This is a genomic window from Pedobacter africanus, assembly GCF_900176535.1.
In the GTDB taxonomy this organism is placed as follows: Bacteria; Bacteroidota; Bacteroidia; order Sphingobacteriales; family Sphingobacteriaceae; genus Pedobacter; species Pedobacter africanus.
This window is the reverse complement of the sequence record NZ_FWXT01000001.1, coordinates 1362991-1386540: the sequence shown is the minus strand read 5'-3', so window position 1 is coordinate 1386540 and position 23550 is coordinate 1362991. Positions and strand designations below refer to the sequence as shown.

14 protein-coding genes are annotated in these 23550 nt (G+C 42.5%); 13 read left to right on the top strand and 1 reads right to left on the bottom strand.

The genetic code is table 11. From position 1 onward, the window contains the following. The first annotated feature begins 5 nt into the window (after positions 1-5). The 7 genes from B9A91_RS05800 (at position 6) to B9A91_RS05770 (ending at position 11149) form a co-directional block, all read left to right on the top strand. Entirely contained in the window at positions 6-1577 is a 1572-nt protein-coding gene (locus tag B9A91_RS05800) for a sialidase family protein (protein ID WP_235012466.1), read from the top strand. Between the two features lie 5 nt (positions 1578-1582). After that, positions 1583-2797, top strand: a complete 1215-nt coding sequence (locus tag B9A91_RS05795; protein ID WP_084239595.1) for an AGE family epimerase/isomerase — start codon at positions 1583-1585, stop codon at positions 2795-2797. 58 nt (positions 2798-2855) lie between these two features. Continuing rightward, positions 2856-3440, top strand: coding sequence for an RNA polymerase sigma factor (locus tag B9A91_RS05790; protein WP_084237439.1), 585 nt, complete (start codon positions 2856-2858; stop codon positions 3438-3440). A gap of 71 nt (positions 3441-3511) precedes the next feature. Next, positions 3512-4750 carry a FecR family protein gene (locus tag B9A91_RS05785; protein WP_084237438.1) on the top strand — a complete coding sequence of 413 codons (1239 nt, stop codon included), beginning with the start codon at positions 3512-3514 and terminating at the stop codon, positions 4748-4750. A gap of 166 nt (positions 4751-4916) precedes the next feature. Beyond that, positions 4917-8567, top strand: coding sequence for a SusC/RagA family TonB-linked outer membrane protein (locus B9A91_RS05780; protein WP_084237437.1), 3651 nt, complete (start codon positions 4917-4919; stop codon positions 8565-8567). Between the two features lie 12 nt (positions 8568-8579). After that, a complete protein-coding gene (locus B9A91_RS05775) occupies positions 8580-9929 on the top strand; it encodes a RagB/SusD family nutrient uptake outer membrane protein (protein WP_084237436.1) in 1350 nt (449 codons plus the stop codon). Positions 9930-9949: 20 nt separating this feature from the next. Beyond that, positions 9950-11149 (top strand): TlpA disulfide reductase family protein, encoded by a 1200-nt coding sequence (locus tag B9A91_RS05770; RefSeq protein WP_084237435.1) that lies wholly within the window; start codon positions 9950-9952, stop codon positions 11147-11149. A gap of 106 nt (positions 11150-11255) precedes the next feature. Here the strand turns inward: B9A91_RS05770 and B9A91_RS05765 are convergent, their stop codons facing one another. Further along, positions 11256-12107 carry an Rpn family recombination-promoting nuclease/putative transposase gene (locus B9A91_RS05765; protein WP_084237434.1) on the bottom strand — a complete coding sequence of 284 codons (852 nt, stop codon included), beginning with the start codon at positions 12105-12107 and terminating at the stop codon, positions 11256-11258. A 281-nt stretch (positions 12108-12388) separates the two neighbouring features. Here B9A91_RS05765 and B9A91_RS05760 point away from each other — a divergent pair, with 281 nt between their 5' ends. The 6 genes from B9A91_RS05760 to B9A91_RS05735 all read left to right on the top strand — a co-directional run bounded on the left by B9A91_RS05760 (position 12389) and on the right by B9A91_RS05735 (position 23547). Then, positions 12389-12979, top strand: a complete 591-nt coding sequence (locus B9A91_RS05760; protein ID WP_084237433.1) for an RNA polymerase sigma factor — start codon at positions 12389-12391, stop codon at positions 12977-12979. Positions 12980-13084: 105 nt separating this feature from the next. After that, the gene (locus tag B9A91_RS05755; RefSeq protein WP_084237432.1) at positions 13085-14257 is read left to right on the top strand and encodes a FecR family protein; all 1173 of its coding nucleotides are present in this window, start codon (positions 13085-13087) and stop codon (positions 14255-14257) included. A gap of 286 nt (positions 14258-14543) precedes the next feature. Next, positions 14544-18071 (top strand): SusC/RagA family TonB-linked outer membrane protein, encoded by a 3528-nt coding sequence (locus B9A91_RS05750; protein WP_159451648.1) that lies wholly within the window; start codon positions 14544-14546, stop codon positions 18069-18071. A gap of 4 nt (positions 18072-18075) precedes the next feature. Continuing rightward, positions 18076-19461: a RagB/SusD family nutrient uptake outer membrane protein gene (locus tag B9A91_RS05745; RefSeq protein WP_084237430.1), complete on the top strand. Its 1386-nt coding sequence runs from the start codon at positions 18076-18078 to the stop codon at positions 19459-19461. A 37-nt stretch (positions 19462-19498) separates the two neighbouring features. After that, on the top strand, positions 19499-20968 hold the full coding sequence (locus tag B9A91_RS05740; protein WP_084237429.1) for a TlpA family protein disulfide reductase: 1470 nt from the start codon (positions 19499-19501) through the stop codon (positions 20966-20968). Between the two features lie 11 nt (positions 20969-20979). Beyond that, a complete protein-coding gene (locus tag B9A91_RS05735; RefSeq protein ID WP_084237428.1) occupies positions 20980-23547 on the top strand; it encodes a zinc-dependent metalloprotease in 2568 nt (855 codons plus the stop codon). Positions 23548-23550 lie beyond the last annotated feature (3 nt).

Here is a 23550-nt window from a genome sequence, read left to right as displayed (position 1 = left end):
TGACAATGAAAATGATTTTACAGAAAAATAAATACTGCCTTTGCCTGCTATTGATGGTGTTGGCAGCCTGTACCGGCAAAATGTATAAGCCGGTTGTTGCCGAAGGACCGCGCCTGCAGGCCATACCAGCACAGAGCCCGGTTTTGAAAAGGCTGGCCCGGAACCCATTGCAGCTGGTTAAAATAAGTGTGCCGGATGCTAATGCAGAAGCCAGCTATGTGAAAATAGCGGGCAGCTTGAACGCCGGGGGGCTGAAGCAGATTGAAAAACTGGAAGTTTACCTTGCAGAGGGGAAACCTGTGCTTGCAGAAGCAAAAAAAATTGGGGAACTGAGGCTGAGGGACAAAAATTTTGAGATTCCGGTAAGCCTGCAGTTGAAACCAGGTGTAGCTCATGTATGGATAAGTGCCGTTTTAAAGGATGACGCCGATGTTGATGGGCTTGTGCAATTAAATACATTGCTTTTTGGGAATGTTCAGGGTAAATGGCAGCAGGCTGAGGGGCTGAAGCCTATGGCGCAGAGCACAGGTATTGCCCTAAGGCAGCCTGGCGATGATGGGGTAAACTCTTATCGGATTCCGGGAATGGTGACTACCGATAAAGGTACGCTCATAGCCGTATACGACATCAGGTATAAGAACAGCGGCGACCTGCCCGGAAACATTGATGTGGGCTTGAGCCGGAGCAGGGACGGGGGTAAAACATGGGAGCCTATGAAGGTAATTATGGATATGGGCGCCCCACATGAAAACAATGGCGTAGGAGACCCGGCCGTACTGTTTGACCCGGTTACAAAAAAGATATGGGTGGTAGCATTGTGGAGCAAGGGAAACCGCTCTATTGCAGGCTCTGGCCCTGGTTTTTCTGCGGACGAAACGGGGCAGTTTGCAGTGGTGAGCAGCAGTGATGATGGATTAACCTGGACCGCCCCCTACAGTTTAACGCCCCAGGTAAAGCGGCAAGAATGGCGATTGTTTTTCAATGGACCGGGTAATGGCATAGCCATGGCCGATGGAAAGATCGTTTTTGCGGCCCAGTATTGGGATGCGCAGAAAATCCCGCATTCTACCCTGATTTACAGTGCCGACCATGGAAAAACCTGGAAAAGCGGGATCGGTGCCAAATCTAATACTACGGAAAGCCAGTTGGTAGAAACTGTACCCGGAACGCTGATGCTGAACATGCGGGATAACCGGGGCAGGTTCAGGAGCGTGGCCACTACCACCGATATGGGCAATAGCTGGCTGGAACACCCAACGTCTTATCGGGACCTTGCTGACCCTGTATGTATGGGTAGCTTTATTAAGGCCAAAGTTAGGGTGAAAGGAAAGCTCAGGGAGGTGTTGTTTTTCAGCAACCCCAATGTTTCTGAAGCGCCCCGCCGCAACCTGACCATTAAGGCCAGTTTGGATATGGGCGAAACCTGGCAACAAGCCAATCAGCTGCTGCTGGATGAACGGCCTTCTTTTGGTTATTCGGCAATGACAAAAATTGATGAGGAAACGATAGGGATTTTATATGAAGGCATCAGGGACCTTTATTTTGTACGTGTGCCGGTAAAAGAAATTATAAAGTGAGCAAGATGAAAGACATAAAGAACTTAAAGGAACTGCAAAAGTTTTACCAGGACCAGTTGTTGAATGATACGGTGCCTTTTTGGTTCCCAAGGTCTGTAGATACAGAATTTGGCGGTTATTTACTGATGCGCGACCAGGACGGGAGCCTGATAGATGATGACAAGGCCGTGTGGATACAAGGGCGTGCAGCCTGGCTGCTGGCTACGCTATACAATACTGTAGAGAAAAAACAGGAATGGCTGGAAGGGGCAAAATCGGGCATAGATTTTTTGAACCGGCATTGCTTTGATACTGACGGGCGTATGTTTTTCCACGTAACCCGAAACGGGCAGCCGATCCGTAAGCGCCGCTATTATTTTTCAGAAACTTTTGCCGTAATAGCCAATGCCGCTTATGCCAGGGCCAGCGGAGACCAGGAGGCTGCCGGGCAGGCCCGCTACCTCTTCGGCAAATGCATTGAATATGCTACCAACCCCGCATTGCTGCCATCAAAGTTTATGGATACACGGCCTGCAAAGGGTATTGGTGTACCGATGATCATGATCAATACTGCCCAGCAACTCAGGGAAACCATAGGTGACCCGCGTTGCGACGAATGGATTGATAGGTGGATCAATGAAATAGAAACAGATTTTGTAAAAGATGACATCAGGTGTGTAATGGAACAGGTGGCTCCTGATGGCAGCATCATTGACCACATCGATGGCCGTACGCTAAACCCCGGACATGCCATTGAAGGGGCCTGGTTTATCCTTCATGAAGCAAAATACAGGAACAATGACCCCAGGTTAATTAAGCTGGGCTGTAAGATGCTCGATTACATGTGGGACCGCGGTTGGGACGAGCAGCACGGCGGAATCCTTTACTTTCGAGACGTATACAACAAACCGGTGCAGGAATACTGGCAGGACATGAAATTCTGGTGGCCGCACAATGAGGTGATCATTGCTACCTTGCTGGCTTATACCCTAACGGGCGATGAAAAGTATGCAAAATGGCATAAAATGGTGCATGATTATGCTTATCAGCATTTTCATGATACTGTAAACGGTGAGTGGTTTGGCTATCTGCACAAAGACGGAAGCCTGGCGCAAAGTGCAAAAGGCAATTTATTTAAAGGCCCCTTTCATTTGCCCCGGCAGGAATGGTATTGCATGACTTTGTTAAATGAGTACCTGCAGCAAGATGCTGTACAGCTGGCCGCCAATACAGCGCATTAATACCGATAGCTTCCAACATTGCTGATTTATCGGTATCTTTGTGTAAAGGGAAAATGCCATGGTTTCTTATGTTTCACATGCCGATACAGTACTTGCTGATCTGATTTGTACAGGCGATGTAGCGGCATTTGACGAAACTTATAAACGCTACTGGAAAAAATTATACAATGAAGCTTACAAGCGCCTGCGAAATGCGGAACTTTGCGAAGAGGTGATCCAGGATGTTTTTGCAGACCTTTGGCTAAAACGCAAACAAAAGGAAATCCTGCATCTTTTTCCTTACCTGCTTACTGCAGTACGGTACCAGGTGTTTATGCTGTATAAAAAAGGCAAGGCCATGCCTGTTTTTGAGGAGCCGCTGGAACATATGGCAGAAGAAACATTGCAGGCCGATTCTCTTTTTCAGGAAAAAGAGCTGAAAGCAGCTATTGAGGCCTGGCTTACCTTGCAGCCCGAAAAACGCAGCGTAATATTCAGGATGCGCTTTATGCAGGAGCTGAGCACACGCGAGATCAGCGAAATACTGGGCATCTCTCAAAAAACCGTGCAAAACCAGTTGCTTACCGCTACATCAAGCCTTCGCGCAGCATTGGGCAAAATTGTAACGGTTTCTGCTATTTTAATGGCCATGAAACAACATTGAAAAAAATATTTTCAATTGCCATAGGAGTGTGCGGCAAAAAGATATACTGTATATAAAAGACAGCTTGCTTTATGTTGAACCCGGCAAAAAAAGAATTTCTTGAACTTAAAGATAAATATCTTGATGGTACCGCATCAGCAGATGAGATAGCGATACTTGAGGGTTACTACGAATTGTTTTCGCCTGCACCTGCGGTGCTGGACCGCTTAGCTGGCTTTGGCCTGGATGAACTGGAACAGAAATTAAAGCGAAGGATTGATGAACGCATCAAAGCAGCCGAAACCAGTACCCCTGCCCGGGCAGCCAGGTTATGGTACCGTATTGCCGCTGCAGCTGCGGTGTTATTTTGTTTAACGGCAGCATTGTATTTCTATGTGAACCGGGGGGCGCAATACAGTGCCATGCAGATTACAGCTAAAAATGACCTGGCCCCGGGAAAAAATACCGCCAGGCTTACCTTGGCCAACGGAGAAACCCTGCAATTGAGCGCTGCCAAAAGCGGGGTAGTCTTTGATGCTGCCCAAATTAAATACAACGATAGCACTGCCGTCATCTCGAGCGAAGCGAGAGATCTCTTGAATAGCACAAACAAGAGGTCCCTCCCATATGACCGAGATGCCGCACAGCTACTCACTGTAAGTATCCCGCGGGGCGGCACCTACCAAATTACCCTACAGGATGGTACTAAAGTTTGGTTGAATGCTGACAGTAAGCTGGAGTTTTTATCCGATTACAAAAACAAAAGCCAAAGAATTGTGAAGTTGGCAGGAGAGGCCTATTTTGAGGTAGCCAGCGTGTTCTCTACGACCAGGAACGGCCCTGGATCGGAACGGGTTCCTTTTATTGTTGAAAGCAACGGGCAGCAGGTAGAAGTATTAGGTACACATTTTAACGTGAGTGCGTACAATGGCGAAGCCATTAAAACTACCCTGCTCGAAGGTAGCGTAAGCGTATCTCATAACTTGTCATCCCGGGGAAATGAGGGATCTGTTACCCTCAAACCCAACCAGCAATCCCTTGTTACTACTAACCAGCCTATAACCGTAACAACTGTAGACCCCAGCCAGGCCATTGCCTGGAAAGCGGGGCTTTTTATGTTTGAAGACGAAAGCCTGGAACAGATTATGCTAAAAATTGCCCGCTGGTATAACGTAAGTGTGCGTTTTAGTAATACAGAGCTGAAACACAAAGTGTTTAACGGCAGTTTTTCGCGTTTTTCAAACATTTCAAAAGCATTGCAAAAAATAGAACTGACAAAGGCGGCCAGGTTTGACCTTACCGACAAGCTAATTACTGTATATCCATATTAACCTAAACAAACGAACATGAGAAACTGCTACATCAAAGATCCATAAAAAAACAAATGGGCCCATACATCCAAAAAAACAGCACCAGACGGCTATCTGATGCTGTAAATGGCCTGGGCTATCATTCATAAACTTTCGAGGATTATCAATTAAACCACAAACCAATCAAATGTATATAAATTTTATCAGAACCTTTAAGGGGATGCCAGGCTGCATGCCCAAAATTCTGCTGGCTATGCGAATAACTACCTTTTTATTGTTCCTTACTGTAATGCAGGTTAGTGCAACAAGTTTTGCGCAGAAAATTACTTTATCTCAAAAAAATGCCACACTTAACCAGGTTTTTAAGGAAATCCGCAGGCAAACGGGATACCATATTTTCTGGGAACGTGATGTGCTGAAAAAAACAGCGCCCATACATGCCGAATTTAAAGACACACCGCTGGAACAGGTAATTGGCAAATGCCTGGAAGGAAGCGGCCTGAGCTATACCATACAAGACAATACCATTGTAATACAGCAAAAGGAAAAGACGCTTATGGAGCGTGTAATGAACTTTTTAAGGCTATTGGAGGTAAAAGGAGTAGTTAAAGATGAAGAAGGGAAAGCCCTGCCCGGGGCCACCATAAAAGTAAAAGGCACAGGCAAAGTAGTGCTTTCCAACCATAAGGGCGAGTTTGCATTAAACGATGTGCCCGAAAACGCGGTACTTGTTGTTACTTACCTGGGCTATCAGGAGCAGGAAGTTGCGGCAGGGGCGGCTTACCTAACCATTAATTTAAAGCCTGCCGAACAAAGCCTGGAGCAGGTATCTATCATCTCTACCGGTTACCAGACCCTGAAAAAATCGCAGTTAACCGGCGCATACGCTACCATAGACCGAAGTACCTACCAGCAAAGCGTACCTGCTGCGGGCAACATTACCGATAACCTGGAAGGGCGTTTGGCCGGGCTTATGCTTAATGTTAACCAATCGCGCAATGCCTGGGCCGACCCTAACAACACCAGCCCTTTCACCATCAGGGGTATTTCTACCTTCCAGGCCATCAAAAAACCGCTCATAGTATTAAACGGCTACCCTACAGAGATTGATATTGAAGCCATTAACCCTTACGATATCGAATCGGTAACGGTACTAAAAGATGCGGCTTCGGCAGCAATTTATGGTGTCAGGGCTTCAAATGGTGTGGTGGTCATCAATACCCGGAAAGGCGTTTTAGGCCGTGCCGCAGTTAATTTTACTACGGCATTTACCTATAAGCCCCGGCCCGATTACAATAAGCTGAACCTGTTAAAAGGCCGGGATTTTATTGATTTTGAAAGTGCTGTAGCCAGAAACGATTTTGAGGCCAATGGCATGTCTAAAGATTTTATTGACATGCTTAATGGCACCTATACCCCTGTGTACAGCATTACCGACGATTTATACAATGGTAAAATTATCCAGCAGGAAGCCGATAAATTATACAATGAGCTGGCGGCTTACGACAATACCGCTGACTACAAAAAGCTGTTTCTTCAAAACCAGCTTTTTCAAAGCTATGACCTGAATGTAAGCGGGGGCGGGGCCAGCGCTACCTATTTTTTGGGCATCAACCGCCAGGACAATAAAGGGCTTTCCCGTTTTTCGGGTTTCGATAAAACCAGTATCAATTACCGGGGAACTTTTGAGTTCTCTAAGCGGCTGAACCTGGATGTGCAGACCGTGTATGCGGTATCTACCGCAAAACAGTCGGTTATACCCGACTATTTTCAGCTAAAACCTTACCAGCGGTTTTTAGATGCCGATGGCAAGGCGCTGGCCACCTATTTTGCACCTTTTAACGAGGCCTATTATGGTTTTGGGCAAAGCTACGGAACCATTAGTGCAGCGCGTAACCAGGAAAACATGGCCCTGGGGCTTTACGACGAAATGTATTACCCTTACCAGGAATTGTTCGAATCGGGTAACACAACAAAATCCAGTGCTTACCGTATACAGGGAAACCTGAAGTTTAAACTTATAGAGGGCCTGAACCTGGAACTGGGCGGGGTGTATGAAAAGGAAGAGCAGAAAATTACAGACCTGGCATCCGAAAAGGCTTACCAGACCCGCCTGATGCTCAATTATTTTGCGAAAAAAGACCCGCTTACCGGAAAACCGGTATTTAGCATGCCGCAGGGTGGTGTAAAAAAGAATTACGATAACGATGTTACGGCTTACACCTTGCGTGCCCAGCTAAACTACAATAAGTTGCTGGCCGGCATGCACGACCTTAGCTTGCTTGGGGGTATAGAACAAAGAAAATATACCGGTGCCAACAGGCTGGCCACTGTGTTTGGTTACAACAACAATACCCTTACCGTTAAACCTGCCGATCTGGGCCTGCTGGGCAATGGCAATTACTTTCCGGATTATATGAACGAAATTGTTTCCGGGCTAAGCGGCTTTGCATTTGATCAAACCCGCTTTGAGGAATTTTTTAACGAGACCTTTAGCGATGACCGGTTCTTTTCTTATTATGCCAACGGGGCCTATACCTATAAGCAGCGCTATAGTGTTACGGGCAGCCTCAGGATAGACCAGTCTAACCTTTTTGGTACCGACCCTAAATTCCGCTACACGCCATTATGGTCTGCAGGGCTTTCCTGGAACCTGCGGAACGAGGATTTTATGAAGGCTGCGGGCTGGATTGATGAGCTGAAGCTGAGGCTTGCTGCCGGTTACAACGGCAATATCAAAAAGGGCAGTGGGCCTTTTAATATCCTGTCGGCTGCGGTAAACAACTACCCTCAAAACCCTTTAATCGGTTACAGCATCCTTGCGCCAAAAAATAAGGCCCTGCGCTGGGAAAAGACACTTAACTTAAACGCTGGGATAGATTTTTCAGTGCTGGGCGGGCGGCTGTCCGGCGCGGTAGATTATTACATCAAAAGGGGAACAGATATTTTTTCAGATATTGAATCAGACCCTACCAGGGGCTATTCGAACCTGCTTACCAATAATGCATCAATTGAAAACCGGGGAGTTGATTTAAACCTGTCGAGTGTAAATATCAAACAAGGCAAGTTTTCATGGAAAACCCAGTTAACCGGTTCATTTAACAGCAGCAGGGTGCTAAAAGTGCGGAACACCTACCGCGGGTTCTTTAATTTCACCAGGGCCGGTGGGGCAGAGAACATTGAAGGCCATCCGATGAATTCGGTGCTGGTACTGGATTATGCAGGCTTAAATGCCGATGGGCAGCCCATGGTGCGCGATGAGCAGGGCAATCTGGTTATCCTGAGTTTTAGCCCGCAGGTAGATGTGCCTTTAAGTGCATTAAAGTTTGCGGGGGTTAACGACCCTAAATATGCATTGGGCTTTAACAACCAGTTTAGCCTGGGCAGCTTTAGCTTATCAGCGCTGCTGATGTATTACGGGGGCCATGTAGCACTGATTGCCCCGCCTTCTATTTTTAGTGACCGGCCTTTGAACGGGATCCAGGATTTCTGGAGGCAGCCGGGCGATGAAGCCCATACGAACATCCCTGGTTTTGGCGGCGCCTTTGGTACGCCGGGATACATCAATACGCGGACCGGATACGATAAGGCCAGCCAGTTTGTAAGAAAAATGGATTACCTGGCACTCAGAAACGTTACGCTGACCTATAACCTTAAAAACGAAATCAGCCGGAGAATGGGGCTGCAGCAAACCCGGCTGATCTTACAGGTGCAAAATCCGGCCAAATATGTGTTCAGCGGAAACGATATCGATCCTGAAACCCTGAGTTATATTTCGGGTAGCAGGGGCTTACCCGTGGTTCCGGCATTTACCTTTTCATTATCCACCAACTTTTAACACCAAACAGACATGAAACTTTTAAAATATATCATTCTGCTGGCCATTCCTTTACTGCTGGCCACCTCCTGTAAAAAATTTCTGGACGTAAAGCCCAAAGGGGTAATTATTGCCGAAACCCTGAGCGATTTTGAAGGTTTGCTGAATGCTACTGCTGTTGTAAACCCATTTGGGCTCAATAACCTGATCATTTACCCAACGGATGACCTGAGCGACCCTTCCTTTAGCCTGCAAAGCCAGTCATCGCCCAAAGGCAATGCCTACTTCTGGTACGAGTACATTAACAACACCAGCGTGAGGCCCGATTTGTGGGCCGATGTTTACCGGCAGATTGCCAATTTAAATGTGGTAACAGAAGGGGTGCTGAATGCTACCGATGGCACGGAGCAGCAGCGCAGGCAATTGTATGCCGAAGCTGTGGTAGCCAAGGTTTACAATTACCAGCACCTGATTTCATTTTTTGCGCCTGCTTATGGCAAAACCACTGCCGGGGCCGATTTTGGCGTGCCTTATGTAACCAGTACAGATGTGAGCGATGCAGTACCGGAAAGGCCGGTTTTACAGGCCCAGTATGATCGGTTACTGGCAGATCTGCTTACCGCAGTTCCGGAGCTTCCGGAAAGCAACGTAAACAATACACGGGTTACCAGGTATGTGGCTTATGGGCTGCTGAGCCGCTTGTATATGAGTATGATGGATTACGAAAATGCCTTAAAATATGCAGATCTGGCATTGGGCAACGGCAAAGCAGCTATACTGGACTATGGCCAGTATGCAGGTGCACAGCTGCCGGCTACCAATAGCAGCCCGGAAGAGCTTTTTGTAAGGTACTGCAACAATACATCGTTCCGGTATTCGGATGAATTGCTGAGCAAATTTGACCTGAACAACGATTTAAGGATAAGGCTGCTGGCCAGCAGGCGGACCGATGGCAGCTATAACTATGGCAGCCAGCAGCTGTATAACCCCAACAGGGGCATTACCTATGCAGAAATTTACTTAAACAAGGCCGAATGCCTGGCGCGTGCCGGGCGTATTAACGATGCGCTGGATATTGTAAACAACGTGATCCGTAAAAAGCGTTTTGCAACCGATAAATATGTTGCGCTTACAGCGGTAAATACCGAAGCGGCCATAAGGGCCGTGCTTGATGAACGCAGGCGGGAACTGGCCTTTAAAGGGGTACGCTGGATAGACATGAAACGGCTGGATAAAGAAGGCCGGATGCCTGCTGTTGCGCGGATGGATAAAAGCGGCACTGCAGTGTTAACCAGTTTAAGCCCGGGCAGTGCGGGTTATACTTTCCAGATCCCCTTAATGGTACAGAGTTTTAACGCGGGCATGCCTTTGAACAAAAAATAACCTTAACCTTAATTTATACGATGATGAAAACCACAAAAATGACGTGGGCAGGCCTTGCTTTTGCCTTATTTTTACCTGTACTGGGCTTTGCCCAGCAGGTGTTTACCCTATCGGGCAAAATAGGCAGGCTTAATGCGCCGGCCAAAATATATATCAGTTATTACCTGTATGAAAAACAAAAAATGGTAAAGGATACCGTTACACTGAAAGACGGTAACTTTAGCTACAGGGGAATCCAGCTGAAACAGCCTTTAAGTGTAGAAATGGTGCTGAGCCCTGAGGGCAAAAGCCTTTCGGCCCTGATGAACAGCTCTTATGCTATTGATGAAACGCTGGACCATATGGACAAGCTGGTCATGTATGTAGACAATGGCGCCAACCGGATCAGTTCAGCTGATTTGCTGGCCAATGCAGTGATAGCACCTTCAAAACTTGAATTGGAAAGAAGGTTGTTCGAAACCTTTGTAAAAACGGAAAAACAACAAATGGACAGTTTGAATACCGCATGGAAACTTTCTAAAGATGTGCAGGTGTTAAACGGGCTTTATGCAGCCGAAGCCGCCTATTCCAAACAATGTGTGTTGTTTGCCAAAAGAAACCCGGCAAAGTTTTATGCCCTGGTAGCCCTGAACAGTGTGTTTTCTGGTGCCGACAAAAGGTCTAGAAGAATAGAAGATGCAAAGCTGCAGCGGGACGCGCTACTGGTAAAAGAGGCTTATGGCCAGCTTGCGCCGGCCCTGAAAACAAAAACGCTGGCCGAATCTGTTAAATATAGCTTAACCGAAGTGCTGGAAAAAAAGAAAGCCAATGTAAAGGCCGTAAATTTTGTACAGCATACTGCCGATGGCAAGGCGGTAAGCTTAAATGACTACCGCGGAAAATATGTGTTTGTTGACTTCTGGGCTTCCTGGTGCGGCCCCTGCCGGGCAGAGAACCCCAATGTACTGAAGGCCTATAAGTTGTACAAAGGTGCTGGCCTGGAGGTATTGGGCGTATCGTTTGATGATAAAAAAGAAGCCTGGTTAAAGGCAGTTGAAGAGGATGCCATGCCCTGGACGCAGATCAGTGCGCTTAAGGGTTTTGAAAATGAAGCAGCAAAAATTTATAAGATACAGGGAATCCCTTCAAGTTTGCTGATCAACCCCGAAGGGGAGATCATTGCCTACGATTTAAGGGGCCTGAACCTGGAAAAGAAACTGGCCGAAGTTTTTAAAAAATAATTCGGTAAGAAGGTTATAGGGCGGGGTTAACCGCCCTTGATCTTTTTTCTGTGCTTTGTGCCAATGCAGCCAGGTAAAAACCCTGGAATTTCCAGGGCTGTAAGTTTTATAGCTTTTTTATTTCTTCGGCAGAAAGCTCAGTATATTTAACAATCTTCGCTATTGGCTCACCATCAGCAAGCATTTTACGGGCCATTTCCAATTTCTCTTGAAGTCTGCCCTTTTCCTCTGCCTTTTTCTCTGCGTAACGAATACCGGCATTCCAGTCAGATTTTGCTTTCACATCTGAGTGGTACAATTCACGTTCTTCTTTAGTCATCTTACTCATTTCCGCAATTTTAAATACTTTCTGGAACACTCTTTTGTCCAGAAAATCAGGGATCTTATCCAGACGGCTCAGGTTCTTTAAAAGGTAAAACCATTTGTCCAGATGTGTTACCAGTTCGTGTTTCTTTTTATCAAAATTAGGCAATTCTAAGAACTTATAGCCCATTCCTTTGTAAAAAACCTTACCGGTTTCTTTGTTCATCAATGCAATGTTGTGCAGGTAATTGCTGTTAATGTTATTAAACTGGAACTCCATAATGCCGATCAGGTAAACTTCTTTAAGCGGAACATCCCAGTTAGATGTGCCTTTTGGCAGCTGTCCACTGATAAGCCGGGACATGTAAAATACACACCTGTCCCTAAAAAACTCCTGATCGGCACGCTGCATTTCGATTATAAATTTCTCGCCATCGGCACCGGTACAAGTTAAATCAAAAAGCACCTTTTTCTCTTTTGCATCTTCGCCACTGTATTCCGTAGGGCTGTAGCTAATGTCGGCTATGACTTTTTCGCCCTCAAACAGGGCGTTTAAAAAATCAATCATGATGTCTTTGTCTGGCTCACTGCCAAACAGGCGTTTAAAACCATAGTCTGTTAAGGGGTCGATATAGCGGCTGGTTGTTGTTGTCATTGTAATTGGGTTTAGTTCAAATGAGAACAAACTACAGCAAGTTGACCTATACGTTGGTAAAAAAAGTAAAATTTATTGATAACGTGCTAATTGGGCTTTCCTTCTTTCCGCACACTACTGTGCGCTAAATTTATTTTGTATAAAATATCTTGTTTTTTAATGGTTAGACGCAGTTTTTGAACTAAACCAACTGATTGTCAACTTTAGATGTGTGGTTTTTAACTTCAACTTATCTAGTTTTACTAAAAAATAGTTAATTTTATATAAGGGGGGTAACACCAATGGCTGCTTACAGCACATATACTGATTCTGAACTGGTTGAGCTCATCAAAACAGACAACCAGCATGCTTTTACCGAAATCTATAACCGGTTTTGGGACAAGCTGCTGGCAGTGGCGTTAAACCGGCTCGAAAACCTGGAAGAGGCCGAAGAATGTGTGCATGATGTTTTCTTAAAGTTGTGGCGGCTAAGGCGAAAGCTGGAGCTTAAATATAGTTTAAGCACCTACCTGGCTGCGGCCATCCGCTACCGCAGTTACGATGTAATGGCTGGGCAATACCGTAAGCAAAGGCAGGCCACGCAAGACCTGGCCGGTGTAGATGCTGATATTGCAGATGCCGACCTGGCCGATGCGCACCTGCTGGAACAGGAATTAATGGATATGATAGCACAATCTGTACAGCAATTGCCCGATAAATGCCGGGTGGTATACCAAATGAGCAGGGAGCAGGGGCTAAGCAACAAACAGATTGCCGCAGAACTGAACGTTTCTGAAAAAGCTGTAGAAGCCCACCTTTCCAGGGCCTTTAAAGGCATAAGAAGCAACCTGGCCCTGGCGGGGCCAATTGCACTATGGCTGATAGGACAATAAAAGGCTGAATTAACCCCAACAAAACATTTTCTTAAAAATATTTTAACACCAACATAGGGTAGCTGCTTTTTTTGCCGTCTATATAGGAAACAGGGCAAAATAATAATGGATAACTTTGATAGGGCATATTTACAGGAGCTTGCTTACAAGTGGAAAAACAAGCAGCTAACCGAGGCAGAGCAGCAATACCTGGCACATTGGGAAGCCAGCCAGCTGGATAATTTGCTGGTATTGCCAAATGATGCTGCAACGCCGGAAGCCATTAAAAAACGCATGCTGAACAAGCTGCTTAATGAACTTGCAGCAGAGAATACACCAGCCAAAAAAACAATTCAACTCTGGCCGCGCATTATTGGCGCAGCGGCTGCGGTAGCAGCAATTACTTTTGGCGTTTGGTTTTATACTGCCAATAACACCGCCCGTCATCTCGACGACAGGAGAGATCTCTTAAGTTATGCTAATGACATCGCACCCGGTGGCAACCGCGCTACTTTAACCAGCAATGGAAAGTCCATAAACTTAAGCGGTGCTAAAACCGGGGTAGTTGTGGGCGATGATATCAAATACACCGATGGCAGTGCGGTGGGTTCTCTCTCACCTATGGGGAGAGATGGCGAAGCCAGAGAGGGGGAATTTAAAACCCTTACCACTCCAAAAGGCGGAACTTACTCCATAATTTTGCAGGATGGTACAAAAGTTTGGTTAAACGCTGATAGTAAATTGGAGTTTTTATCAAATTACAGGAATAAACTCCAAAGAATTGTAAAACTTACAGGGGAGGCTTATTTTGAAGTAGCACCCGCTTACACAACCATAAAAGGCACCAGGGCCAGGCAGCGTTTTATAGTACAGAGCAAAGGCCAGCGGGTAGAGGTGCTGGGTACTCATTTTAACATCAGTGCTTATAATGCTGAGGTTATAAAGACAACACTGCTGGAAGGATCGGTTAGAATTGAGGGGAAATTGATGTTAAAGCCGGGCCAGCAGTCTGAAATATCATTGGATAGGCGGGTAACCGTAAAGCAGGTAGATGTAAATGAAGCCATAGCCTGGAAAAACAACGAATTTATGTTCGAAAACCAGCCTATAGAAGAAGTAATGAAAATGGTAGAGCGCTGGTACAACGTAACGGTAATTTACCAGGGTGATAAACCTGCAGATAAATTTGGGGGCGTGGTGTCACGTTTTGATAAAATATCAAAAGTGCTGAGTGTGTTGGAATCAACAGGCAGGGTGCATTTTAAAGTAGAAGACCGTAAAGTATATGTAAGTAAATAACATTCATCAAACCTATAAAATGATTAATTAACAGGGTATGAATTTAAAAAAGGGATAAGTTAAAACGCTTGGCGAAGAGATAAAATAAGATAAAAAAACAACCAGACCTTTGGAAAGACCTGGTTGACGTTTGGCTTAGCCAATTAAAAAATCAACTAAAGCTTGCAGAATGCCATGTTTTCGACGACGAGGGCAAACTGCTGAAACCAAACTTATAGTGTAAATGTACGATATTATATCACCATTTGGTAGGCCTAAACGGCTATACCATAAAATAATGCTAATTATGCGCCTAACCACCGCCATATTGATAGCTACATTAATGCAGGTTAGCGCCAGCAGCCTTGCACAGAAAATTACTTTGCAAAAAAGCAGGGTACAGCTTAAAACCATTTTACAAGACGTCAGGAAGCAGAGCGGCTACAATTTTGTGTATACCGATGTACTGCTTCAAAAAGCGGCACCGGTAACCATTAACGTGAAAGCCGCAGAACTGGACGAAGTGCTTGGGCAAATTTTTGAGCAACAGCCACTAACCTACGAAATCAACAATAAAACGGTTGTAGTAAAGGAGAAAACGCCTTCCTTTCTGGATAAAGTTATCGATGTCATCTCGAACGATAGGAGAGATCTTATTGCTGATATTCGTGGTATTGTGCGCAATGAAAGGGGTGAGCCGCTGGAAGGGATTACGGTGATGGTTAAGGGCGCTAAAGCGGGGACCAGAACCAACGAGAAGGGAGAATTTTTGCTAAAAGAGGTAAAGAAAGGTGATGTGCTGGTGTTTACTGGAGTAGCTATTGAAACTTTTGAATATGTAGTGAAGGATGATAAAAATATTAATTTGAATTTGAAGGCGCGGCTGGTGCAGTTGGAAGAGGTAGGAATTAATACGGGGTACGAGAAGATTAGCAAGGAAAGATTTGTTGGATCATATAGTCAATTGGATAGTGCTGCGTTTCATAGACGTGCTGGTATGGGGATATTGGAGAGATTGGATGGAACGGTGACGGGGGTGTTGTTTAATAAGAAAGGAGAATTTTCTGGTATCTCCCCGATACAAATCAGAGGTGCCAGTAGTCTTGGTGGTGGTTTTGGTACAATTACATCATTACAAGAGCCCTTAATTGTCGTAGATAATTTTCCGATGGATTCAAGATTTGATATCAATAGCATCAATCCAAACGATATTGAAAATGTAACCGTACTAAAGGACGCGGCAGCTTCATCAATATGGGGAGCACGCGCTGGAAATGGGGTTGTCGTAATAACCACAAAAAGAGGGAAGTATAATAAAAAAATGGAGGTATCCTTACGATCAGACATTACAATTGAAGACAAACCTGATTTGTTTTATATTCCAAGAGTAAGCAGTACAGATTATATAGATATTGAAACAGATTTGTTTAATCGGGGATTCTACAACAATAGTATAAATGATTCTTTTTCCTGGCCGGTACTGTCTCCTGTTGTTGAATTTTTAAGTAGAGTGGGTAAAGAAGGTTTCACACAAACACAAGCCGATGCAGAAATCAATAAGTTTCGAAACATCGATCTTAGAGATGAATTAAATAAACATGTTTATCAGAAAGGCATACGACAACAACATTATTTGAGCTTTAACGGTGGAAGCAGTAACATTAATTACCTTTTTTCAGCCGGATATAATTATCGTCAGTCCAATATACAAGGCGATAAAGGAGATAACAGGTTTACCGTTAGTTCTTTTATCGGTTTCAAACCTATTAAGAATTTGACAATTCAGGCAGGAATCAACTACAATCAGAACTTAGATCAATCAGTTCCTTTTTCTTTACCCTCAACGACTTCCCCATATATAAAATTAGTTGATGAGAAAGGGAATAACTTGGCAATTCCTTATGGAATTAGAACTGCCTATTTAGATACTTTAAATTATCCCGGATTGTTAGACTGGAGATACCGCCCCCTTGACGAAATTCGTATTGCTGATAAAAGAGTATCAGGTAAAGCTATCAATTTGAATTTTATTGGATCTTATAATTTTACTTCCTGGCTGAGTGGAAACCTGGAATACAATTATCGAAGTCAATTTAGTTCTTCTCGAAATCATAATAGTCCAGAAAGCTATCTCACACGAGATTTAGTTAACACTTTCTTTAATCCTGATCCCAATGTTTCGCCTGAGTTGCGTTATCCAATCCCAGTGGAAGGTATCTTGGACCTATCAAATACAGATTCCAAGGGGCAAGGCATCAAGTTCATCGTAAATTTTAATAAAAGCTGGGGCAGAGGCCATAGAATAAGTGCACTGTTGGGGCATGAGTTATCAGAAAGCAGTGGCTTCGCAAGTGGCAACCGGCTGTATGGCTATGCTAATAGGAATGGAAGTTATCGATCCAACATGGACTATTTTAATTATTATCCTAAAACTTTTGGCCAATTTCCGGGAGGAACTATAAACATTGAATCTAAAAGCTCGTATCGCGAACAACCTTATAATCGTTTTATATCTTTTTATGGCAATGCTTCATATACATTAAAAGAACGATACACTATATATGGGAGTGTTAGAAGAGATGGCGCAAATGTTTTTGGGGTAAATACCAACAATAAATGGAAGCCTCTTTGGTCATTAGGAGGAAAATGGCATCTTTCAAAGGAAAAATTCTATAATATCAATTGGCTTTCTGATTTTGCAGTTCGTGGAACTATTGGTTACTCTGGAAATGTTAATAACACTGGGTCCGGAAAACTGACTATAATATACCAACCTCCTCTGGGATCTCCTACAAATTTGCCAACAGCAACAGTAACTGCTGCTAATAACCCTGATCTGAAATGGGAGGAGGTTAGACAGATCAATTTAGCAATTGATTTCGGTGCTTTTAAAAACAGATTGACTGGGAATGTTGATTTTTTTCAGAAAAATTCATATGATTTGATAGCTTATTATCCTTTCGATCCGAGTTCAGGGGTAAATTCATATCCGATTAATTCAGCTAATTTACAAGGTAAAGGATTTGACATCCAATTAAATTCTCAAAATACAAGTGGTGTTCTTCAATGGAATACAGGAATTGGCGTTAGTTATGTTAAGACCTTAGTTACTAAATCATATGTCAGTGGTTCAACTATAGGTGATTTTTTATCGTATGGAATTAATCCCTCCGAAGGTAAAATATTAAATGGGGTTTCAAGCTTTAGATGGGCTGGATTAGACGCGCAAACAGGAGACCCACAAGGCATTCTTAACGGGCAGGTAAGTAAAAACTATATTGCATTATCTACCGATTTAGTTTCTCATCAAGTTTTTCACGGTTCTTCAGTTCCTCTTTTCTCAGGATTTTTAAGTAACTCTTTTAGCTGGAAAAATTTTTCATTTTCACTTAATATCACTGGTCGATTTAATTATTACTTTAGAAGGCCCGCTTTGCGGCTTACACATAATGGCTCGTTTTTTAGTAATTCATATACTGTTGATTATTATAAAAGATGGCAGAGGCCCGGAGATGAATTAATAACAAATGTTCCTTCGTTAATCTATCCAGACAAGACTTACCGTTCTTATTTCTATGAAAACTCTGAAATTCATGTCCTTCGTGGGGATAACATCAGATTGCAAGATATTCGATTGCAATATCGATGGAATAACAAAGGAGGACGCTTACCATTTAAGGTTATTACCGCTTATTTCTATCCAAATAATTTAAATGTAATTCTTTGGAGAGCAGACAAATCTACTTTTGATCCGGATTTTTCGGGTGGGGGTACTAACCCTAGTGCTGCCCCCATTCCAAAAACCTGGACATTTGGTCTTAATTTTAATTTATAAGAAGATGAAAATTCAAATAAAATACCTTACAGCTATTTTAATTATTGTTGGTAGCTGCGAAATTTCTTGTAAAAAATTCTTACAAAAAAAATCGGAGCAAAGTCAGTTTGTGCCAAATACAATAGCCGACCTCAAAGCATTGCTAGACAGTTATACCATTATGAATACTAGTGGCCCTGGCCTTTTAGAGATGTTGTCTGATAATTACTATATAACAGATGCAACTTTTCAGACGACCTTAAACAGTTCACCTGATATTGCTCTAAATTATAACTGGGTTAAAGAGGCTGTACCTTATAACAATAGTTGGAATACTGTGTATCAAAATCCTATCTATTACTCAAATATTGTACTGGACCATTTACCTGATGTGCAACTAAAGGCAGGAGATGAGGCTCAATCTAAAATTCTAAAGGGTTCAGCTCTATTTTATCGTGCCTTTGCATTTTATGAAGTTGCACAGCTATATTGTAAACCCTTTGGTATAAATTCTTCAACAGATGCAGGAATTGTTTTACGTATGACTTCAGATATAAACTCAAAATCATCTCGAGCCAATGTTGCGCAAACCTATGAGCAAATAATTTCTGATTTAAAAGTCGCAAGTGATCTTTTACCAAGCAATACTACATTTCCTTCTACACCAAGTAAGATTGCTGCTTACGGTGCTTTAGCAAGGGTGTATCTTGTTATGCGTGACTATGAAAGTGCCGGAATGTATTCTAACCTGTGTCTGCAGCAAAAAGGCACTTTGATCGATTTCAATGATCTTATACCTTTAAAATCCCCCCCGATTACCATATTCAATTCTGAAGTTTTATTTCATAATGTTACTGGTACCCCAACAGTTCTGCAATCAAGAAATGCCAGAGTCGACTCTAATTTATATAAAACTTATGATGCCAATGATTTAAGAAAGACCGTTTTCTTTAAAGAGAATACTGGAATCAATCGCGGAACTTATTTTTTTCAAGGAAGTTATAATGGAGATCGAGGGCAAAGCACTATTTTCAATGGACTTACCACATCTGAAATGTATTTAATACGTGCTGAATGTCATGCTAGAAAAGGAAATGTAGAGTTGGCATTAGCAGATTTGAACGTACTGTTGAAAAAACGATGGAATAAAAATGTCCCATATACGGAAATCACCGCTTCTAATGTAAACGAGGCTCTGAATAAAATTCTTGAAGAACGTAGAAAGGAGTTAGTTTTTAGAGGATTGCGATGGTCCGATTTGCAAAGGTTTAATTCAGAGGGTGCCAACATAACTTTAAAAAGAGTGATAGGTGGAACAACTTATACTTTACCTCCTGATGATCCACGTTGGCAAATGCTAATTCCATATGATGTGATAAATCGTGCAGGAATTGCTCAAAATCCAAGGTGATTTGAGACGATCTAATAAATATTAAATACACACAAACATGAAAAAAAAAGTTTTCTTACTATACCTGCTCTGTGCAGGTCTGACTAGCTATGCCCAAGAATGGACAAATAAAATCAACGATCCTGATTGGCATGACCGACGAAGTAAAGGCCTTCAACTTGGCGATAAAATGCCAGACCTGCCTTTGGGAAAGGTATACAACAATAAAACCGGGAAAACCCGATTCTCAGAATTTAAGGGCAAACTAGTTATTCTTGATTTTTGGACATCCTGGTGTGAGCCTTGTATTGCAGGCTTTCCTAAAATGGAAAAATTACAAAAAGAATTTGGAGATAAGATACAGATCATTCTTGTGAACACCACTGAAAATATTGAAGGGGTAATTAAGAAATATCCAGAGTTAAAATTGCCTGACCTTCCATCTATTATGAAAGATGATGCAGGTAATATAGAAATACTTAATAGCCTTTTGCCTAACAGTTTGGGGCATCAGATTTGGATAGACAAAGAAGGAGTAATTGCTTTGAGAGGTTCTGCCCTCAACAATACTGCAAAGAATATCAGTGATTTTCTGAATGGTAAGGATATCTATATTCTCAAAGATAATTCTGTTGTTCCCAGATTTGACCCAAATTATCCTTATTCTAAGCTACTCGGTGATTTTAAAAGTACCTCTGTTAAGTACAGTTCAATTATTACTACTTTTAATAATGAATACCAAGCTGATGGTAAAGCCAGAGCAGAGAATATAATAGATAAAGCATCCGGTACTATTAGAAATACATATATTAATTATCCAATCTTAGATCTTTATGAGAACGCATTCAGAGCTGAACTTTTAACAGGTCTGAAAACAGAAATTATTTACTACCACAATCGTCAATCTTCTGGATTAATGCCATATTTAATTATTCCAAAAGATACTGCAAGGTATTCAGACACTTTTCATAGGAAAATAAGTAGTGGAACAGAATATGTAAAAAATAGATTCTGTTATGAGCAAATAGTACCAAGAGGCATCTCGGAAAAGCATTGGAAAGTTTACATGCAACAGGACCTTAACAGATATTTTGGATTCCTGTACGGAACAGAAGCTAAAATGGAAAAGCGTATAGTTCCCTGCTATGTTTTAGTTCGAACTTCCACAAAGGACAAATTGGAATCAAAAGCAAAAAACAGAAGTATAGTAAAATACAATAAGAATGGCATGTCACTAGTTAAATATGATTTGACAGGTTTAGGATTGTTAGGTGATGTGATTAGGGATAGCCATGTCCTTGCTTCTTATTTTATTCAAAATGCAAAAAAGGGGGAGGCCGCTCTGTTGCTAAATGAAACAGGTTTTATGCAAAGCAAATCTATTGATTTGATCCTGCCTGAGAGCAAGGACTTGAAAACCATTGATGATTTAAGAAAGGCGCTTCAACCTTATGACCTCGACATACAGTTAGCAAAACGAGAAATTCAATTCATTTTGATTACGGATAATAGTGATAAATCCATATAATCTAAATTCAAATGAGATATATAAGTGTTTTGATTATTTGCTCAGTGTTTCTATCATCTTGCTGGCTCGCTAAATATGGTGCACAGTCAAATAATAGACAAACAAATGTTAAGCTGATAATTCCTGATAGTACAAAAAAAATACCTGATCCTTCGAAAAAAGGGAGCTTCCCTAGACCTCTTAATGAGATAATTACAAGTAAGGCGAAAACCGATTCAGGATTATTTATTGTTCACTTCATTGACGGCAAATATTTTTTTGAATTGTCTAAGGCAATTCTTGAGAAGGATTTACTGGTGGTAAATAGAATTAGCAAAGCAGCGGCAGATATTCGTCCGGGCAATGGATTTAGTGGCTTTTCCGGTGACGAAATTGGTAGTCAAATTTTGCGCTTTGAAAAAGGACCCAATCATAAATTGTTTATTAAGTCAATTTCATACAGAGAGCAATCTAAGGACTCAACTGAAAATGGAATGTACCGAACCCTTAAGAATTCCAGTCTGCAACCTATTGTTGCAAGTTTCGATATCAAAGCCTATACTCCGGATTCTAATGGTGTCGTCATCGATCTAACGGATTATATCAATGGGGATAATTTGGGTTTTTCCTTTTCACCTTCTGCTAAAAAGGCTTATACGATTGGAAGTATCCAGTTAGACAAGTCTTATATAACAAAAATCAACTCATTTCCACTGAATGTTGAAGTACAGGCCTTAAAGACCTTCAACAAGAATGAAAGTGGTACGGCAAGTTTTGAATTGAACAGTTCATTCATTTTGTTGCCAACTGACCCAATGGAACCGCGAGCTTATGATGCTCGAGTTGGTTATTTTGCAGAAAGTTACCGGGATTTTGATGCACGACAAGAAGTAAAATGGAGACCAATGATCACGCGTTGGCGCTTAGAACCAAAGAAAGAAGATATAGAGAAATATTTGAAAGGCGAATTGGTTGAGCCAAAAAAGCCTATTGTATTTTATATAGATCCCGCTACACCAAAAAAGTGGGTTCCATATTTAATTCAGGGGGTTAACGATTGGCAAAAGGCGTTTGAAAAAGCCGGGTTCAAAAATGCAATTTATGCGCTGGAAGCCCCAAAAGATAATTTGGAATGGAGCCTGTATGATGCACGACATAGCGCCATTGTTTATAAACCGTCTACGATGGCTAATGCAAGCGGCCCGCACATTCATGACCCAAGAACTGGTGAAATTCTGGAAAGCCACGTAAACTGGTACCATAATGTTATGGAAGTGTTAAAGACCTGGTATATGATACAGGCCGGTATAAATGACAAACGTGCACAAAAATTGGATTTTGACGACCAGTTGATGGGACAATTGATTCGTTTTGTGAGCTCGCATGAGATAGGTCATACTTTGGGCTTGATGCATAATTTTGGAGCCTCATCTACTATTCCTGTTGAAAAATTGAGAGACAAAGCCTGGGTTGAGGCTAATGGTCATACGCCATCAATTATGGATTATGCAAGATTCAACTATGTCGCACAACCAAAAGACAGCATTAGTGAGAGAGGCATTTTCCCACGAATTGGCATTTATGATGAATGGGCTATTGAGTGGGGATATCGATGGTTCCCAGCATTTCTTTCTCCCAAAACTGAAAAGTCATACATGAGCCAATGGGTTTCTAGTCAATTAAAAAAGGATAAGCGATTTTGGTTTGGACAACAGCCGTTTACGGGTGGGGCAATACAAGACCCGAGAGCTCAATCAGAGGATCTTGGAGATGATGCAATGAAAGCAAGTTATTACGGAATATTAAACTTGAAAAGAACGATGAGAAATTTGCAAGACTGGACAAGGGAACCCAATGGAGATTATACTCAGCTGAAAGCGATGAGAAATGAGGTTGTTTCACAGTATCAGCGTTACATTGGACACGTATCGAATAATATTGGGCTGTATATGTGGACGGAGAAGACTGTGGATGATCAAGGTAATGTAGTGGCGATTCCAAATCCAGAAAAGACCAAGTCGGCTGTCAGTTTTTTAAACCGAGAGTTATTTGAAACGCCTGATTGGATATATAATAAAGATATTAATTTAAAAGTTGGGATGGATGGAAAGTTGCAACCAGTGACGTTGCAAATCCCAATATTGACTAAATTACTGTCAGTGCAAACTTATGCAAACCTCTCCGTGTGGCCTGAATACTACACAAAAACTAAAGTTTATTCATTTTCCAATTTATTGGAAGATTTGAATGCAGGGATTTGGAAGGAGTTATTTAGGAATGATCCTATTAGCTTTCATAGGCGGAATCTTCAAAAGGCCTATGCGGAGCGCTTGATTTATTCAGTAAGTGTTAAAAGTCCTGGGGATTATCAGATTATCATGAAGGAAGAAGTAAAAGATCTATTAAAAAGAATTTCTAAAGCATTGCTTAATTATCCAGATAAAGCATCTAGACTCCACCTAAGTAACTTAAAGGAAAAGCTGAGGAATGCTCTTGATCCTAAAATATCGGCCCCAGTCGTAACATCTTCAGCTGGGGAAAAGGCCCCATCTAGGGAAAGTCAACCTGAAACCTGCTGGAGCAACAAATTTAATCCGTAGAAA

Coding starts and splice junctions, on each gene's coding strand:
- B9A91_RS05765 (WP_084237434.1), bottom strand. CDS start 12,107: ATGACAACAACAACCAGCCGCTATATCGACCCCTTAACAGACTATGGT.
- B9A91_RS05750 (WP_159451648.1), top strand. CDS start 14,544: ATGCGCCTAACCACCGCCATATTGATAGCTACATTAATGCAGGTTAGC.
- B9A91_RS05745 (WP_084237430.1), top strand. CDS start 18,076: ATGAAAATTCAAATAAAATACCTTACAGCTATTTTAATTATTGTTGGT.
- B9A91_RS05760 (WP_084237433.1), top strand. CDS start 12,389: ATGGCTGCTTACAGCACATATACTGATTCTGAACTGGTTGAGCTCATC.
- B9A91_RS05780 (WP_084237437.1), top strand. CDS start 4,917: ATGTATATAAATTTTATCAGAACCTTTAAGGGGATGCCAGGCTGCATG.
- B9A91_RS05735 (WP_084237428.1), top strand. CDS start 20,980: ATGAGATATATAAGTGTTTTGATTATTTGCTCAGTGTTTCTATCATCT.
- B9A91_RS05755 (WP_084237432.1), top strand. CDS start 13,085: ATGGATAACTTTGATAGGGCATATTTACAGGAGCTTGCTTACAAGTGG.
- B9A91_RS05790 (WP_084237439.1), top strand. CDS start 2,856: ATGGTTTCTTATGTTTCACATGCCGATACAGTACTTGCTGATCTGATT.
- B9A91_RS05785 (WP_084237438.1), top strand. CDS start 3,512: ATGTTGAACCCGGCAAAAAAAGAATTTCTTGAACTTAAAGATAAATAT.
- B9A91_RS05770 (WP_084237435.1), top strand. CDS start 9,950: ATGATGAAAACCACAAAAATGACGTGGGCAGGCCTTGCTTTTGCCTTA.
- B9A91_RS05795 (WP_084239595.1), top strand. CDS start 1,583: ATGAAAGACATAAAGAACTTAAAGGAACTGCAAAAGTTTTACCAGGAC.
- B9A91_RS05740 (WP_084237429.1), top strand. CDS start 19,499: ATGAAAAAAAAAGTTTTCTTACTATACCTGCTCTGTGCAGGTCTGACT.
- B9A91_RS05775 (WP_084237436.1), top strand. CDS start 8,580: ATGAAACTTTTAAAATATATCATTCTGCTGGCCATTCCTTTACTGCTG.
- B9A91_RS05800 (WP_235012466.1), top strand. CDS start 6: ATGAAAATGATTTTACAGAAAAATAAATACTGCCTTTGCCTGCTATTG.